Here is a 17,547-nt window from a genome sequence, read left to right on the forward strand (position 1 = left end):
TTATGGGAGTTTTGGGATAGGGGAATAGCAGAGCTGCTCATCTGTTCGTTTAGAGAAAGGTGGCAATCAATAGTAGCTCAAGCAGGAGTAGAAGTATTCTGATCTTGAAGTTTTCAAAGAGAACGTTTTCTTTTGTTTTATCGGATAAAGGTCTTGAAATATCGAACAAAATAACTTATAATTTATTTATCATTCGTAAACAAGGAGTTTATTACCCAAATGGAAACCTTTTTTAAACTAAAAGAACACGGGACAACCGTTTCAACAGAGCTGATGGCAGGTCTGACAACTTTCTTTGCCATGAGTTATATTTTGTTCGTCAACCCAGCCATTTTAGGAGCTGCAGGGATGCCAACTCAGGCAGTTTTTCTGGCGACCATCATTGCAACGGTGATTTCAACCTTAATTATGGGGGTGTTCGCTAATGTTCCTTATGCCCTTGCCCCAGGTATGGGTCTCAATGCCTTCTTTACCTACACGGTTGTATTTGGCCTTGGGTTTAGCTGGCAGGAAGCTCTCGCAATGGTCTTCATCTGTGGCCTTTTCAATATTTTTATTACCGTAACGCGCGTGCGTAAGAGCATTATCAAGGCGATTCCAGTCAGCCTCCAACATGCTATCGGTGGCGGTATCGGTGTCTTTGTTGCCTATCTTGGGTTTAAAAATGCCAATATCATCGATTTCTCACTATCAGCGGATAATATCGTGACGATTAATGGTGCAGCGCCAGAAGCAGCAGACCTGTCTCAGGGTGTCTTTTCTATCGCTGCTAATGGTGGCGTGGTGCCAGCCATTTCAACCTTCACTCAGCCGTCGGTTATCTTAGCGGTTTTAGGACTCTTCTTGACAGCTGTCTTGGTGATTAAAAATGTTCGTGGTGCAATTTTGATTGGTATCGTTGCGACAACACTTCTAGGTATACCAATGGGTGTGGTGGATGTGTCAACGATCAGCTTTAACAACAGTATCGGCTCTGCCTTTGGAGAACTAGGGACGACCTTCTTAGCTGCTTTTGGAGGTATGGCTTCACTCTTTTCGGATGCTAGTCGCCTGCCGCTCGTTCTCATGACCATCTTTGCCTTCTCCTTGTCAGATACCTTTGATACCTTGGGGACCTTTATCGGAACTGGTCGTAAAACAGGCATCTTCTCGGCTGAAGATGAGGCTGCTCTTGAAGAATCGACTGGTTTCTCTTCTAAAATGGACCGCGCCCTCTTTGCGGATGCGATTGGAACGTCAATCGGTGCTCTCTTTGGAACCTCTAATACCACCACATACGTGGAATCTGCAGCTGGTATTGCAGAAGGTGGGCGGACGGGTTTAACTGCGGTATCAACTGCCCTAGCCTTCTTAGCCTCTATTTTACTGTTGCCAATTATTGGTATTGTACCAGCAGCAGCGACTGCACCAGCCCTTATTATCGTGGGTGTTATGATGGTTTCTTCTTTCCTTGATGTGGATTGGTCTGACTTCAATGACGCGCTTCCAGCTTTCTTTGCTGCCTTCTTCATGGCCCTTTGCTACTCTATCTCTTACGGGATTGCAGTAGCCTTTATCTTCTACTGCTTGGTTAAGGTAGCGACTGGGAAGACCAAGGAGGTTCATCCAATTCTTTGGGGAGCTACCTTCCTCTTCATTGTAAACTTTGTCATTTTAGCCATTTTGTAACTCTAGAAAGCATATGGATACTTGAGCCGCACCTTAATTGTTAGATTGGGATGCGGCTCATTTGTTTGCCTTGGTTGAATCATCTTTGCTTCTTTTGCGAACCAAGCAGAGTAGAATTGCTTGAAAAAATCAATAGCTAGTGATAATATAGAAGAAAAGAAGGAGGCAACTATGGGTTTATTAGTAGAAGGGAAATGGGTGGATCAGTGGTATGACACCAAGAAAACGGGTGGTCGCTTCGAACGGACAAGTCCTCAGTTTCGCAATTGGATTACCGCAGATGGTTCACCTGGGCCAACAGGCCAGGGTGGTTTTAAGGCTGAGGCTGGTCGTTACCATCTTTATGTATCTCTGGCTTGTCCTTGGGCTAGCCGTACCCTGATTCTTCGTGCCTTGAAGGGCCTAGAAGATATGATTTCGGTCTCAGTTGTTCATCCCTTGATGTTGGAAAATGGCTGGACCTTTGAAGAGGAAGCAGGGGTCATTGCAGACCCGATTTTAGGGGCGGATTACCTCCACCAGATTTATACCCATGTCAATCCCACTTATACAGGACGCGTAACCGTGCCAGTCTTGTACGATAAACAGTTGGATACAATCGTCAGCAATGAGTCGTCCGACATTATCCGCATGCTCAATAGTGCCTTTGATGAAATTGGCGCCAAAAAAGGAGACTACGCTCCAGCGCATCTCCTAGATGAAATCAACGAAATCAATGAATTTGTTTACCATAACGTGAACAATGGCGTCTACAAGGTTGGCTTTGCGACCCAACAGTCCGTTTACGAAGAGGAACTAACTAAACTATTTGAAGCTTTAAATGTATTGGAGACCAGTCTGGCTGTTGATGATTACCTGGTGGGAAATCAGTTGACCGAAGCCGATATCCGTCTCTTTACGACCTTGGTGCGATTTGATGCGGCCTATTTTGGCCATTTCAAATGCAACTTGAAGCGCTTGACAGACTATCCCAATCTCTGGGCCTATACCAAGCGGATCTACCACTTGCCAGGCATAGGTGAGACAGTGGATTTTGACCATATCAAACAACATTACTATGGCAGCCACAAGACCATCAATCCAAATGGGATTGTGCCTTTGGGCCCTGATTTAGATTGGAGCCTCTAGAAAATCGAGGATAACCTGGGCTGTTTGCTCAGGTTTTTCTGTGTGGGGACTGTGGCCACATTGGATCTGTCTGTCAATGACAATAGGGCTTGGCACAGCTTGTAGCATGTTTGTTTTCCATGCGGGGCAATCCAAGGTCTGAGGGATGAGGAGGGTTTGACAAGTTAGGTCTGCCAAAGTTCCCTGGCATTCCCGCTGCAAACGAAGTAAGTGAAAGAAGCTGGTCTGGTTGATGTTGAGACAGTAGCGGCTGTTTTCAAGCCTAAGGCTTTCCTTTGCAGCTGCTTCTAAATGGTCTGACCAGTAGGGAGCATTTTCTTTTAGGAGATTGCGGTAGTCTTCTTGGCGTTCGAAGACCATTTGGTCAAAATAGGACTGGGTTTCAATCACTTCCTCTTCTAGGGGAAGAATCTGGTCAAAGTCATAATAGCCCCCGTCCAGTAGGATGAGGCTTGTGATTGAGGGACATGTTTTTGCCAAGTAAGGAGCGAGATTGGCCCCCATAGAATGAGCGATGAGGACACCATCGCTTGTGGCATCGATTTTTCCTGTAAACCAGTCTTTTAACTCCTCTAGACTAGAGACGATTTGCTCTCTTTCAAGGCCATGCCCAGGCAATTCGATGACGGAGACCTCCTTGCCTAAAAAATGCACCAGATCCGCAGCATCAAAGCGATTGGCTCCGCCACCTGTTAAAAAATAATAGTGTTTCATAGTATGATTATAGCATAAAAGGGAGTGGACAGAAATCGGTAACCTGAAGGGTTCGATTTCCCTCACTCTCGTATTTCTAGGTTGGGGCTGAAACACTCTCTTCCCAGATCGTTTCACTCTCACCCCCGCACAGCTCAAATGAGGCTGGGGAAAAACTTGCTTCAAAAAGAAACCACCCAGAGATTCCTGTCTTGAAAATAATCAAGATGAACGAATCACTGTGTGGTTTTTGAGGATGTGACAAAAGTCTTTGTCTCTCAATTATTTTTGCCCGGTCTCGTTTTTATGAAAAAGTACGCACTTCAGTGACAAACTTTCTAATGCTAGCCAACAACGATAATAATAATTCCCTCAAAGAGTAGGAACAATAAAGGTAGTAGTTTTTGATTTTTCATGTGAAATACCTCTTGTTTTTTTCTATTTTATGCTAAAATGTTAAAAATCAAAAAATATTCCCATATATGCTTATTGGAGGTGTATGATGAAAAAATTTGGAGAAATTTTTAAAACGTTTCGAGAATCTAGAGGACTACGCTTAAAAGATGTTGCAAAGGCTGGTATATCAACGTCTCAGCTCTCTCGCTTTGAGAAAGGGGAGACTGATTTAACCATTTCAAAATTTATGCTCATCTTGGATGAGATTAACATGTCAATTGATGAATTTATGTATGCCGTTTACGATTTTCACCGTGATGAACTTAACGAAATCTTGTCAAAGGTACGCCATTTTGTATCTAATCATGATGTTGAAGGCATGAAAAAGATTCTATATTCACAGATGGAATCGGAGAATAAAAGGGGGAAATTTTATCAACTCAATATGATTTTATTGAAAATTCGTTTACAAGATTTATCAGGTGAACCATATTATTCTAATGATGATTTATCGTATCTCACTGATTATCTTTTTAGTGTGGAATATTGGGGTTATTATGAATTGTTAATTTTTTCAAATACTTTAGATGTTCTAAACCACGATGTTTTCATAGTTTTAGCGAGAGAAATGTCAAGACGTTCTGATTTCTATAAAGAAATTCCAAATAATAGACGATTAATCTCATCAATGTTATTAAATGGATATATCACATGTGTTGAGAGAGGAAAATTTCTGGATGCTCTCTATTTTGAAAAACAGCTAAATCAATGCTTTTTCACCGAGACTGAAATTTATGAGCGATTGGTATTTCAGTATGCACAACATCTGTATCACCATAAAAAAGAGAAGGATTGTAAAGCTATTATTGAAATGAGAAAGTGTATCGCTGCAATGAAATTAGCAGGAAGTGACCATTTAGCAAAGACTTATGAAGGGCATTTAGCAAAGACTTATGAAGGGCATTTAGAAAAAGTTTTATCTGAAAATGACTAGTCAGCAGATATGGGAAAGTAATCTCGCTCAAAGATAGAAATGCTATAATCCTGTTATCAAATAGAGGAGGACACTAAGATGGATAATTTAAAAATTATCGATTTGGAAGAATTACTGATCAATAAATCAAGCTATCTTGCTCATGATTGTGGTCCTAGTCATTCTTGCGGTGGAGGTGGATAATCCCCGTCTTGCTTTTATTGTTAGAGGGATTTATATTCCCTCTCTTTTTGATAGGAGAGTAACATGTTAAAGACATTTATAACAGAGTCCGACACTTATTATTTTAATTCCGAAAACTTTACTCTTTCAACTTCTTCAGATGAATGTGGTATCGAGATTAATAAAGAAAATGATCGCAGTATTTTGAGAAAAGTAGTAATTAACGTTTCAAATAGTTGTAATCTTTCATGTGTATATTGTTATGCTGATGGTGGTAATTATGGAATGACAAATCAGCTCATGGAAATTACTACTGCAAACAAAATTATTGAACAAATCAATAACAATGGGATTCGATGTATAAAAAGATTAATACTTTTTGGAGGGGAAGCATTTTTAAATATTGATGTATTTGTTTATCTTATTGAAGAACTCTCAAAAACAATTGAGATTAAGAAAGTTGAGACAGTTACCAATGGTACAGTATTAAATAATAAAGTTAAATTGATGATTGACAGATATCACCCTTTCTTGACTGTCAGTCTTGATGGTCCACAGCTGATTCATGATAAATTAAGAGGTAAGGGGAGTCATAGACGAACTTTGAAGTTTATTGAGTATTTAAAAAAAATAGATTATGAAAATTTTGAGGTTGCTTCAACTTATACGCGCATGCACCAAAAACTTGGTTATCCAAAAGAAGTCATATATAAATATTTCACAGATATGGATGTTAGATTTCATATAAATAATGTATTCAGTAAAAATAAAGTTCTTGTAGTTAAAGAAATGGAGATGACTTTAGACAATAGAAAACGATTTATCGAACAGTCTCTCGAGGATATTATCAATAATAACGTAAAAAACTATATTAGCCCCATAGTATACGATGTTTTACTTTCAATGATTTTTAAAAGTAAGACTGAATCATTCTGTGATGATATTGATCCAGAAACTACTATGACATTTGATGTAGATGGAACATTCAAATCTTGTTTTAGATTTCGGGGGACTCACAATAGTGATAAAGTCTCACTGTTCAATAATAAAGAGAATTTCTCTAAGTGCAAAGAATGTTGGTGTAAGGGAATGTGCATGGAATGTGTGGCGAACATGATTGAAGGGTATTCACCAATAATATCAGAGAAAGCTACATTTATAGAGTGTAAAAAACAAGATTTGATGGAATGCTGTGTTTATAAGATCATTGAGCTAAGTAAGGATAAGGATACTTTATCAAAATTAGTGAATAATTTGGAAAGGTTTATCAGATATGCTTAATAAATTCATTTCAAAAAAGTATTTAATCTTGTATTTTAGTTTTATCGGTATAACTTGGCTAGAGGCTATCATCACACCGACCTTAGTATCAATGATTGTGGCGAGTTTTGAAAAGAGATCTCTTGATAAGTTATGGTTGGCTCTTGCTGTGGGAATTTTTGGAAATTTAATCCTCCTTATTGGACTAGCTGGAAAACGTTATTATTATGCGAGAATAGTGGCTGATTTTACATTGACCATGAAATGCAAACTCTTTGGGCATTTTCTTTATAATAAACACAGGGATAGCAAAGATATTTTATCTCATCTTGAAAATGATGTTAAACAATTAGAAACTTCTTATCTTGAACCTGCAGTTATTATCATTTCATCGCTAGGTTTTACGACTGTTTCTATGATATATGCCCTAGCTACCAATTTTTGGCTGGGCTTAGTGTTTATCTGTTTTTATTCTGTTCCTGCACTTTGTAGTGGTATTGGTAGCAAAGCCTTAGACCAAATTTCTGAGCAAAAATCTAAGTCTAATCAGAATTACCTTTCACAAGTAACTAATATTATTGGTGGTGAGAGAGTTCTAAAAAATTACGATGCCAGGGATTTTTTCTTTTCTCGTTTTATGACATCTTTGTTGACAAGGGTTGAACAGGATATTAGATACGAGCAGCAACGAACTCTGAATAGTATGATAATCAATAGCATTGATGCTTTTTGTTCGGTCATTCCTATTATTATTGGCGGGATGATGACTTATTATCATTATCTTTCTGGTGCTAGTTTTGTTGCTATTTATCTGGTTTCTCATAATATTGGTTATCAATTTAATGAACTGTCGTATTTTATCAATACTTATAAGTCAACTAAGCAACTTAGAGAAAAGTATGCCTATTTACTTGAAGATGATAATGTAGAAACCAATGAACAACCCTCGATCTCCCTTTTCCCTATCGTATGCGATAAGCTTAGTTTAAGTTTTAAAGATAAATTGCTTTTTGAAAATCTGTCATTTGAAATCAAAAAAGGTGAGAAAATTGCTTTAGTTGGCGCCAGTGGATGTGGTAAGTCAACCTTATTGAATATGATTTATGGAGAAATATCGCCAGATTTAGGGAAAGTAACTTATGCTGGACAGACCTTAGGAAAGGAACAAATTGCTAAATCAATTTCTTATATTTTACAAGAGTCCTATGTTTTTGATGGGCTATCACTGGAAGATAATATCACTCTTGGTGAAGCATTCGATGATGCTAAAATGGATGATATTCTTAATCGAGTGAATCTAGCCTTTTTAAGGGGTCAAATTCTTCATGCAGATAAACTCTCTGGAGGTGAAAAGCAACGCTTAGAAATTGCGCGTAGCTTGTACCATGATAATGAGCTGATATTAGCTGATGAAGTCAAATCGAATCTTGATAAGGAAAATGCTAGCCAAATTTCAAATATTTTATTGTCCATCCCACAGACCTTAGTGGAAGTTATTCATCATTATGATGACGAGATATTAGCTAGATATGATAAAGTAATTGATTTATCTAAATTTCCTACCTTTGGTGAATAGAATAAGTTAAAATTTATGATAAATTTTAACCTAGTTTAGAAAGATATAGTTAGTTTAATAAAGAGGGCTCATTGTCAACTGTAGTGGGTGACTTATATCATACACGAGAGAGAATCAGATATTCTTTCAAATTTGGATAAATTTTCTTCTATTCAAATTAGTATAGATTCAATTGAAAATTTTGATAAACTTAGACCAAATCAGATTGATATAAACCCTTTAGAACAAATATGTTCTTTTGTTAAAGATTGTTTGAGGAAGCACTATCAGAAATTGTTGGTCAATATTGTTATCAGTTCTCTAAATATTCACGAACTGGATGAAATGATTAATTTTTGCTATAAGCAAGGCTTGCGACGCATCCAACTATCTTCTATTTTTTCTATTCATAATAGATTACTAGTATCGGATGAACAATATGCTGATTATTACAATCATTTAATAATGAAATTTAGCCATCAAGGTATGAAATTTTTAACATCACCGTTTTGTCATCCATGGTCACTTGCAATTAAGCACGGAGTTGAATATAATTCACCACTTTATTGTCCAACTCAAAAAACAGAGTTTGAGATTGATATGCATGGAGATGTATATCCATGTCCTTTTTTGCATGATGAAACTCATTTAATGGGAAATTTGATTACTAATGATTTTGAATTAGTGTGGAGTTCTGGCGCAGACAGATTAAATAGAACTACTTGGTCAGATGATACCAAATGTAAGGATTGCAAACTTTTTAAAGATTGTGGTGGAGGTTGCTATGCCATGGCATTTGTTTCGAAACGAGAATATGATAAGAGGTATATCATACATGCAAATAAGTAAAAATTGGTTTATTAGGTTTGAGCCTAATTTTCAAACGCTTCTGTTAAGAAAATATAAAATCAAAAAAGAAGATGTATTTGAGATTGAAAATACGATTTTAAAAAATCTAATATCACTAGGAGTAATTATTAATGAGTGAGGTTGGAGTTTACAACATCAAAAAAAGTTTCCATGGTAAAATCGTACTGAATATACCAAAATTTGAAGTGGATAAAGGAGAAGTCGTGTCTATAGTAGGTGCTAATGGTGCGGGTAAATCCACTTTGATAAAGATTATCTCGGGTCTAATGTTACAAGATTCAGGTAATGTTTTTGTTTTTGGCAATAGTAATGATTCAGTAGCTGTTCATCAGGATGTCAAATTTGTTTTAGAAAGCGGTAGGGGGTACTATGAGTATTTAACTGCAAATCAAAACATTGACTATTTTTTGCACTTGAATAGAATTTCACGGAATCAGATTAAGAAGGATTTAGAGAATTTATTTGAAATACTTGACTTTAATGCCTACGCCAATATATTGGTATCTGAATTGTCACAAGGAACGAGACAAAAATTGTCTCTGATTATTGCTCTTCTTTGCAATCCAAAAGTCTTGTGTTTAGATGAGCCTACAAATGGTTTAGATATCATTGCAAAAAAACAATTTGCAAAATTATTAATGGCCCTAAGCCAAGAAAAAGGAACCATAGTTCTGATGACTACACATGACATATATTTTGCAGAAGAGATTTCAACAAGAGTTTGCGTGATGAATAGAGGAGAAATAAAGCAAGAAGGCAGTTTCTCAGAAATTTTTGGAAAAAATAATAGGTGGACTAAATATAGAATTGGCATTTCATACTTTGAGAAAGAGTCCTTTGAAAAACAATTTCCCGAGCTATCTTATCATGTAGACAATGAGAGATTAATTGTTGAAGTGAAAGAAAGTCATATAAAAAATCATATCTTCAATAATTTTAATATTATATTTTTTGAAGAAATTGAAGAAAGTATTGAAGAAATATTGTATGAGGTTATTAATCATGATTAAAGAAATAAGGAGGGAGTTGAAGCGACAGCTGCAAGAGATGATACAGTTTAAATTTAATTTATTTTTTGCAAATTTTGGAATCCTAATAATGGTTTCAGCTTATCTCCAATACTTTAAAGATGTACAGAGTAAGTATTTGTTATTATGTTTACTATTTACTTGGTACTTTACAAGTCATGCTATTACACATCCAACATTCTTTATTGAAGATGACCTTTATGATCGTACTCTGATAAGCATCATTCAGAGCAGTAAAAGTATTTTACATGTATTAATGGTTAAAATCATAGTTCAAATATTGGTAGATTTTGTCAAAGCAATTCCTATCTTTATTGTTTTATCCATGATTAATCATATTAATTTTCCAGATGATTTTTTTAAATTAGTTGGGAGTATCGCTGCATGTATGCTAAGCATTATTAGCATGTATGGCTTTGGTTTTTGCTTATCCAGTCTCTGTTTTATTTTTAATCGTACATCTAGCATTACATCATTAATTTCTTACTTTATGCTATACTTTACTGGCATACTAGCGCCACTAAGTGGCATATTGAGGGAGATAGGGAAACTCTTCCCTTATTATACCTTGCGAAATTTCATCATTTATTCTTCATATCAGAGTGTATTTTTAATTATCATTTATGGTGCTATATATTGGTCTGTTGGAACTTTACTATTTGTTTTTTTACTGAAAATAGCTAAAAAAAGAGGGAGCCTTTTCCATGTTTAGTGAAATGAGAAGATATTTTAATTATAAAGTTCGATACCTATTTGATAGTATTTGTGAAATTAGTTATTCTTTGATTTTTCTTACTGGCATTATTGTTATTTTCGATAGGGATAGCTCGATAAATTTAATCCATTTTTTTATTTATTATTCGATAACTAATATAATGTTACTTGCTAATGAGGAGTTGGAATATGAAATTAGAACCAATCAATATACAAATATCAGGACAACAAGATATACTCCAATAATGATTTATATCACCCGTTCATTAACCTATTTTATCTGGTCAACATTTATATTTTCAATTTCAATTTTATTATCTTACCCATTTTTTTATAAGAAATTCACTATTCCTTCTTTAGATATGGTCGGTCTGATGGTAATTACAGCACTTAATTGTATTTCATTTTTGGTGATTTATGTCTTGACAATTAAGTTAACTGAACGTTTTAAAAGAATCTCGGTCTTATTAAATTTATTTAATACTATTATGTTATTTTATTCAGGCCTAGTATTTCCAACTTCATTTGCTAGCTATGCAGATTTGTTGGATATCTTTTTGAATTAGATTCGAGATTTAAATGATACGCTCAAAGTGTATCATTTCAGCATACGAAGGTTATGGGAGTGGAAAAGAACTCCAACAAACGAAAAAGCGTTCGTCTTCGCTATCTTATTTCAAGGCTCAGGCCTGAGGTTGGGAAAAACTCCTATCCTCTTCTTTGTATGTTAGCCTGACGAACAAGATGCAGTGGATGGAAGCTTGGACGTTACTTGGAAGAATTTCAAGCTATTAAAGATTATTCCGATAAGCCTAGTGAAGCTTCTATTAGCCAGTTATGCCAATTGCTTGGAGTATCTCGTTCCAGCTATTACAAGTGGCTCAATCACAAAGAGACTACATCTGAGGAGACAAATCAAGACCTACTCCAAACACTCAAAGACTTACACAAAACACATAAGGGAATTTTAGGCTATCGTCGAATGACACGATTTGTTAATCGAAAACTGGGGACAACTTATAACAAGAAGCGAATTCGTCGCTTAATGCGTATCCTTGGTATCTCATCAGTTATCCGTCGTTCTAGAGGCTATTGCACCAAGACCAGCTTTGTGACTATCGAAGAGAACATTCTTAATCGAGAGCTTACAGCTCAGTCACCTAATCAAAAATGGTGTACAGATGTGACCTTCTTGCAGTATGGACGAGGTTGTAAGGCTTATTTAAGTGCTATTAAAGACCTTTATGACGGCTCTATCGTGGCGTACCATATCAGTAAGCATAATGACAATCCTCTTGTTATGGAGAGGCTATGGAAGCTCATCCAGATGCCACACCAATCATCCACAGCGACAGAGGAAGTCAATACACTTCACGGGAATACCGGATGGTAACGCCCCAATATCAGATGACACGCTCTATGTCACGAGCTGGTAAATGTATTGACAATGTGCCAATTGAGCGTTTCTTTGGTCACTTTAAGACGGAATGGTATGATTTGAAGACTTACAAGACATTTGAGGAATTGGTCACTGATATTGATGACTATATCTATTTTTACAATAATGAACGATTTCAAGAGAAATACAACGGCCTTGCCCCTCTTGAAATGAGGAACAAGGCCGTTGCTTAATCTTTTATTATTTCATTGTCCACTTGACAGGGTGCAGTTCAATATGTCCCAGCCTCTTTTGGTTTATGTAACGTTAAGTTGGTTTCGCTCCGCAGGTGTGAAACAAGTCATAACCCATCGTCTAATGGTTGGTTATAATTTAGTAGTATTCCCCTTGTCGGTAGTTCCAGGAGTTGAAGTGGTCAGATAGGTGCATCATGATTCTGTCGATGTCAAGGCCTTTGCGGATCACGACTGGGCAAGGTTCGATAGAGCGGCTGTCTTTACCTTGTTCGGGGATGAGTGTGCCGTCTACGTCGACCATGGAGACCATAACCCCTTGCTCGTAGCGGGTTTCAATGGTCTTGTCTGGCTGGATAGAAGCCACGTAGTCGTCGGCTTCGATGATGAGGTCCACCTTAGAAGCGATACGCTCCCCGATACCTTCGACCTTACCGCGGTTGCCCTTACCAGATGGGTTGGCAGAAGAAGCGTAGACCATGCGGCCTTCTTTTTCCCACATTTCTTTGGCAATCTGCTCACCAGCCACACCGAATTTGATGACAAAGCAAGAGGTGCCACGGACATCTGTCATCAGCTCTTCACGGCCGTCGCCATAAGCTTTTAGCCTCTCATAGGCTTCAGGCTTCCAAGGGAGGATGCAACCGAGCAGGATATCCTCATCCCAGTGCTTTTGGTAGAAAGCGTCGATTTCTGGTGTCATCTGGGCTAATTCGCGAAGCTCATCCATGCTGCCACACAGAACCACCCCCGGTTTATTACGTTTGCGCTCTTTGGCATCAAACTTGCGCTCCAAGCCAGCCTTATCAGCGGTCATGATAATGTAGCCCACCTTAGTTGGGCAGACAATGACGCCTCCCTCTCCACGAATAATCTCAAAGCCTTCTTGTGACAGTTGGCCATCCCAATGAATTTGTTTCGTCATCTTTTTTCTCCTTCAAACAAATAAAAAACTAAATTTTCAGATAATTCATATTATACCAAAAAAAGGCAAAAAAGCAAGAGAGAGAAACGAAAAAACTAGAAAAAGTTTGTGCCGTTGGTCTTCCAACTTCAAGAATGGTATAATAGGTGGAATCAAGGAGGAAGTCATGAAGAAGTTGGTTCGATTCGTAATACTTGGTTTAGTGCTCGTGGGGGCAATCGCCTATCCTAAACTGGAGAAATCCTTATCGGAGTTTAGGCAAGCCCAGGTGAGAAAGCAGCTAACAGCGCAGCTGAAGAGAGATTCGGCGGAGAATGCAGCAGTGATTCAAGACGGAGAAGCCCGCTTTGGCCAACGGTTTTACTATCAACAATTGAACACGGAGGAGAAGGCGGATTATATCCGCATTGTTGAAAGTTTTGAGAACTTTGCCCCTACGGTAGAAACAAGAATAAGAGATACTGACACTCTTTCAAAAATTTACCTAGCGGTAGCTTATGACTTTCCTGACTTTTATTGGTTGACAGAGACTTCAGAACTCGATTTGAGTTATCACCGTTATCCTGCCGGTGTGAAAGATACCTATCAGGAGTTGCAGGCATTAGCAGATCAGGTTATCGCTGGGATGCCAGATGGTAGTGACTACGACAAGGTGAAATACCTCTATGAGTTCATCATCCACCAAACAGACTACCATACAGAAGCTCTGGAAAATGACGAACTTGCCTACCAGAGCCAGAGCATGCGGAGCGTTTTAGTCGATCGTTTGTCAGTCTGTGCAGGCTATAGCAGAGCCTTTCAGTTCCTTTGCCAGAAGGCTGGGATTGAATCGATTTATGTGGTGGGTGATATTGCTGCTTATGAAGAAGATCATGCCTGGAACCTGGTCCAGATTGACGGCCAGTATTATCCCGTCGATGTGACTTGGGGCGATCCTGTGTTTGAGTCTAGGGTTGCTGACCAGCCCATGGAAACCATCAATTACGCCTATCTTTGTACTCCAAAAACTATCTTTGAAGCGACACACAAGCCTTGGGGAAGCTTTTGGCAGGCGGCAGGCCAGGAGATTACCTATCCTGATATAGCAGACACAGGTTATAACTATTTTGCGCTTCAGGGAAATTATTTTGAAGATTACAGCCAAGAAGTTCTTGGAGCAAGAATAGCCCAGCAATTAGGTCAAACGAGTCAAGATACAGTAGAGGTTCAGTTTGCCAATGGTGAATTTTTTAAGGCAGCGGTAGCAGATTTAGAGGCCCAGGATTCCTATCTCCATCATTATCTGATGGGACTTCCTCATTATCAGGGGTTTGAATTTCGCTATGACGACTATACCTATGTGATTAGTGTGAAGTTGATAGGGGCTTAAGAGATATTGGCACTTGGCTCTATTTCACTTGTGAAGGTTATTTGGAGTTGCCATGCTACTGATCAGGAGGACCGTTGAAGCAACAAGGGCTATGACCATTGGTCACATGTAAAAATGGAAACTTTGGGATATGGAGTGGTTTTGTTGTCTGATTGATAGGGGGATGCTTTAGTAGCTGCATTTAACCCTCCGTACTTAGATTGTGAATCTCTTACTTATCCAATGCTTTTTGGAGGTGGGAGAATACAAGGAAAAGCCCTAGAATCGCGGTTTTCAATAACTGGATTCTAAGGCTTTTTTGATGATTAAAGTTCTTGCTCAGTCTCAGATTGGAAAGTGAGACCAATTAAGATTCTCTTAGCTTAATCTAAACGTTCATTAACTTTTAACTGTCTGCTACTTTTTGATTGATAACAGGTTTTAAAACGGCAATTTTCCTGCGAAGGCACCCATGCTTTTTTCGGTTGCTTGGGTGATTTGCTGGAGAGCGTCGTTAACAGCTTGTAGAGTCATGTCTTGCAGGGTTTCAAGGTCCTCTGGATCAACCACTTCAGGTTTAAAATCGATGGATTGCAGTTGCTTGTCACCTGAGAAAGTTGCAGTGACTAAGCCTTGGGCGGATTGACCAGTAAAGTGTGTTGCAGCGAGCTCTTTTTGGCTTTTCTCCATTTGTTTTTGGAGTTTTTGGGCTTGTTTCATGATATTATTCATATTCATCATAGGGATTGTTCTCCTTTTAAAGTTGGTAAGAGTGTTCATTTTCGATTGGGAGCTGGATACTGGATTGCTCTAAGTCTAAGTCAATCGTCCAGTCGCCGTTGTCACGAATGGTGTGCTCAAAGTCAGTTGTGTAGATGACAAGACGCAAGGTGTCACCTTTTTTCAACTTATAGATGGTCGGCTGGAGTTCAAAGCTCACTTCTAGCCAGCTGTCAGCAGGAACAGCTTCAATGGTCATAAGGTCTTTGCGATTTTGCAGGTTGAGATGGCCCTTGGTTAGCACACGATGAGGGGTCTCAGGCATAGGCAATTCGCGCAGGTCCTCTTGCACAAAATTTCGACCGTTGTCCATGGCTCTAGGAATGAGTGGCATCGGAATTGAAGTGATTCGCTTGGCTGGCCCGTAATCCAGGAGCTGGGCAGAGATGAAACCTTTGTTGGTACTGGATTTTAGGCGAAGGTTGAGCTTGGCTCGGCCGTTGATCCAGCAATCCTCTGTTAACGTCAGATCAATAGTTGCTTGATTAGCCTGATCGGTAAAGAGGTCCTGCTTGAAGCTATTGAAGTCCTTGCTGTAGCGCGTGAAGGTTTCTTCGGGGTAGTGGTTGGCGATGCTCATCTGGCCTTGTCCTAGAGATAGGCTGATAGATTTATCACGACCAAAATGGTCTAAGACTTGCCAGGTTTGGCTGGCGGTATTGTCTTGCCAGATCAGTTCGGGCAGTTGGTAATGATTGTCATAACCCAGAAGTTTTCGGCTAAGGAGGGCATTCATGCTCTCCCTGAAGTCAATGGACTGCCAGTTATTCATGTAAACATGCTCTCCTAAATGGAGGAAGAGATGCTTGGGGTGCTGAGGATTCAAAGCCTTAAAGACCTTGTAGACATGGATGGGTTTGACATTCCAGTCTTGAAGGCCATGAGTATAAACGACCTCAGCGGTAATACGATTGACTTGAGGGAGGTAGTTACGGTCCTGCCAGAATTGACTGAAGTCCCCAGAATGACGGTCCAGTGCCTGAGACAGGTCTGTCATAAAGGCTTGGTACTTAGCCTTGTTTTTGAGGAAATCACCTGCTTGTAGACTTTTGGAGTAGGTGAGGGCTGCCAGACTATCTAAATCTTCTCCTGGATAACCACCTGGGCTGACGACTAGACCATTCTCACGGTAGTAATCGTACCAAGACGAGATACCTGCCTCAGCGATGATCACTTCTAACCCTGGGACACCAGTCGTTGCGAGAGCGGTAGAGAGGGTTCCAAGATAGGAAAGCCCAGTAGTGGTTACTTTACCAGATGACCAGTCTGCAAGGACCTGCTTATCCCTGCGATGGCTGGTAAAAGCGACAGCTCTGCCATTGAGCCAATCAATTACAGCTTTGAAGGATTGGACATGGCGGTAGTCTCCGCTAGTGATGAGGCCGTCGGAGCCAAGAGTCCCAATTCCCGAAACGTAGATATTGGCAAAACCTCTCGGCAGGAAAAAGTCATTTAGGGTAGTAAAGCGTCCTTGATAGGTAAAGGTTTCCTCAGCTTCAAAAGCTTGTTTGCTAGGAGCAGTTCCTTCCAACACGTTAGGCTGGTTAGGAGCCGTGACTTGAATTGTGCCAGGTTCTTTAAGAGCTAGCTCATCTTCCATGTTATAGAGGGCCTTGTCGCTAGCAACCTCATTAACTCCTTGCTGATAAGGGCTATTGGTCATCATGCTAGGGATTTTACCATTATAGCGTGGTCTGATAATGTTGACCTTAACGAGGTCAATTAGCCCATCTTGATCGGTGTCTAGACCCGTTTCAACATAGACCACTTCACGAATCAAATCATGGGTGGTGAAGGTTGCTAAGGCTTTCCCATTAAAGAAGTGGTAGGTATTATCTTCAGGAATTAAGCCCTGAGCGACGAGGTGATCAATCAGAGTATTGCCTGATTTTTTTCGACAATTGAGCAAATGATAGAGACGCTCAATACCATCGGTCGCAGTGATGGGGAAGTTACTGTCCTTTAAAAAAGTATCCAGATCTTCAAAGTCTACACCTGGGACAAATCCCAAAATTTGTAGGGCTACTCTGTAGAAAATAGCATCTGTTAAGGCTTGGTCTGACTGAAAAAAGCTCAACAGGTCAGTTGATGGATCGGCTAGTAGGGTCGATAGCGGGTAGTCGGTGTCCTGATAATTGAAAAATGTTTTACGGACAAAGAGTTCAAAGTTTTCCTTGTCAGATAAGGTAGGATCCAAGTCAAACCCAAGTTGAGCAAGTTCTTTGAGCATAGTTTCTTTAGGAGTTTGAATATAGGAAAATTGATTGTAACGCATAAATTTCCTTTCTTTTGAAGAATCACCTTCTATTATACTGGATAAGTGGCGAATTGTCTAAAAAATGTGCAATTGGACTACGCTTATCCCCGGAAAGTGTGTTTTTGCTAGAGGGCCGA

The 17,547-nt window shown here is 39.1% G+C and carries 16 protein-coding genes and 1 pseudogene; 13 read left to right on the plus strand and 4 right to left on the minus strand.

What is annotated here, in order from left to right:
- Positions 1-219 precede the first annotated feature (219 nt).
- Both ABID29_RS00520 and ABID29_RS00525 read left to right on the plus strand, forming a co-directional pair.
- Positions 220-1,668 carry an NCS2 family permease gene (locus ABID29_RS00520; RefSeq protein ID WP_354363667.1) on the plus strand — a complete coding sequence of 483 codons (1,449 nt, stop codon included), beginning with the start codon at positions 220-222 and terminating at the stop codon, positions 1,666-1,668.
- A 171-nt stretch (positions 1,669-1,839) separates the two neighbouring features.
- Complete coding sequence (locus ABID29_RS00525; protein WP_354363668.1) at positions 1,840-2,796, plus strand: glutathione S-transferase family protein; 957 nt, start codon at positions 1,840-1,842, stop codon at positions 2,794-2,796.
- Here the strand turns inward: ABID29_RS00525 and ABID29_RS00530 are convergent.
- Positions 2,779-3,510 (minus strand): alpha/beta fold hydrolase, encoded by a 732-nt coding sequence (locus ABID29_RS00530; protein ID WP_354363669.1) that lies wholly within the window; start codon positions 3,508-3,510, stop codon positions 2,779-2,781. The genes ABID29_RS00525 and ABID29_RS00530 overlap by 18 nt on opposite strands.
- Positions 3,511-3,991: 481 nt before the next feature.
- On the opposite strand from ABID29_RS00530, the gene ABID29_RS00535 reads away from it, so the two are divergent.
- The 10 genes and pseudogenes from ABID29_RS00535 (at position 3,992) to ABID29_RS12285 (ending at position 12,100) form a co-directional block, all read left to right on the plus strand.
- The gene (locus ABID29_RS00535) at positions 3,992-4,879 is read left to right on the plus strand and encodes a helix-turn-helix domain-containing protein (protein WP_354363670.1); all 888 of its coding nucleotides are present in this window, start codon (positions 3,992-3,994) and stop codon (positions 4,877-4,879) included.
- A 78-nt stretch (positions 4,880-4,957) separates the two neighbouring features.
- Positions 4,958-5,062 carry a streptosactin gene (gene gggA, locus ABID29_RS12275; protein WP_423191654.1) on the plus strand — a complete coding sequence of 35 codons (105 nt, stop codon included), beginning with the start codon at positions 4,958-4,960 and terminating at the stop codon, positions 5,060-5,062.
- A gap of 63 nt (positions 5,063-5,125) precedes the next feature.
- Positions 5,126-6,322 carry a streptosactin maturase GggB gene (gggB, locus tag ABID29_RS00540; protein ID WP_354363671.1) on the plus strand — a complete coding sequence of 399 codons (1,197 nt, stop codon included), beginning with the start codon at positions 5,126-5,128 and terminating at the stop codon, positions 6,320-6,322.
- Positions 6,315-7,877 carry a streptosactin export ABC transporter GggC gene (gene gggC, locus ABID29_RS00545; RefSeq protein WP_354363672.1) on the plus strand — a complete coding sequence of 521 codons (1,563 nt, stop codon included), beginning with the start codon at positions 6,315-6,317 and terminating at the stop codon, positions 7,875-7,877. Before gggB ends, gggC begins: the two co-directional genes overlap by 8 nt.
- 87 nt (positions 7,878-7,964) lie before the next feature.
- Positions 7,965-8,705: an SPASM domain-containing protein gene (locus ABID29_RS00550; RefSeq protein WP_354363674.1), complete on the plus strand. Its 741-nt coding sequence runs from the start codon at positions 7,965-7,967 to the stop codon at positions 8,703-8,705.
- Positions 8,706-8,836: 131 nt separating this feature from the next.
- Entirely contained in the window at positions 8,837-9,736 is a 900-nt protein-coding gene (locus tag ABID29_RS00555; RefSeq protein WP_354363675.1) for an ABC transporter ATP-binding protein, read from the plus strand.
- Positions 9,726-10,466, plus strand: a complete 741-nt coding sequence (locus ABID29_RS00560) for an ABC transporter permease (RefSeq protein ID WP_168548420.1) — start codon at positions 9,726-9,728, stop codon at positions 10,464-10,466. The genes ABID29_RS00555 and ABID29_RS00560 overlap by 11 nt, the downstream gene beginning before the upstream one ends.
- Positions 10,459-11,034, plus strand: a complete 576-nt coding sequence (locus tag ABID29_RS00565) for a hypothetical protein (RefSeq protein WP_354363676.1) — start codon at positions 10,459-10,461, stop codon at positions 11,032-11,034. The genes ABID29_RS00560 and ABID29_RS00565 overlap by 8 nt, the downstream gene beginning before the upstream one ends.
- A gap of 278 nt (positions 11,035-11,312) precedes the next feature.
- Positions 11,313-11,848: pseudogene (locus ABID29_RS12280) on the plus strand (IS3 family transposase); the annotation flags it as partial.
- A 6-nt stretch (positions 11,849-11,854) separates the two neighbouring features.
- Complete coding sequence (locus ABID29_RS12285) at positions 11,855-12,100, plus strand: IS3 family transposase (protein ID WP_435533136.1); 246 nt, start codon at positions 11,855-11,857, stop codon at positions 12,098-12,100.
- A 139-nt stretch (positions 12,101-12,239) separates the two neighbouring features.
- Here ABID29_RS12285 and ABID29_RS00575 read toward each other — a convergent pair whose 3' ends face one another.
- Entirely contained in the window at positions 12,240-13,025 is a 786-nt protein-coding gene (locus ABID29_RS00575; protein ID WP_354363677.1) for an L-threonylcarbamoyladenylate synthase, read from the minus strand.
- Between the two features lie 166 nt (positions 13,026-13,191).
- Between ABID29_RS00575 and ABID29_RS00580 the strand changes: the two genes are divergently transcribed.
- Positions 13,192-14,394, plus strand: a complete 1,203-nt coding sequence (locus ABID29_RS00580; RefSeq protein WP_354363678.1) for a transglutaminase domain-containing protein — start codon at positions 13,192-13,194, stop codon at positions 14,392-14,394.
- 420 nt (positions 14,395-14,814) lie between these two features.
- On the opposite strand, the gene ABID29_RS00585 is transcribed toward ABID29_RS00580, so the two are convergent.
- Entirely contained in the window at positions 14,815-15,114 is a 300-nt protein-coding gene (locus ABID29_RS00585; RefSeq protein WP_354363680.1) for a YbaB/EbfC family nucleoid-associated protein, read from the minus strand.
- A 16-nt stretch (positions 15,115-15,130) separates the two neighbouring features.
- The gene (locus ABID29_RS00590; protein WP_354363681.1) at positions 15,131-17,428 is read right to left on the minus strand and encodes a Xaa-Pro dipeptidyl-peptidase; all 2,298 of its coding nucleotides are present in this window, start codon (positions 17,426-17,428) and stop codon (positions 15,131-15,133) included.
- Positions 17,429-17,547: the final 119 nt, after the last annotated feature.

It is taken from the genome of Streptococcus rupicaprae (genome assembly GCF_040545225.1).
Taxonomy (GTDB): Bacteria; Bacillota; Bacilli; order Lactobacillales; family Streptococcaceae; genus Streptococcus; species Streptococcus rupicaprae.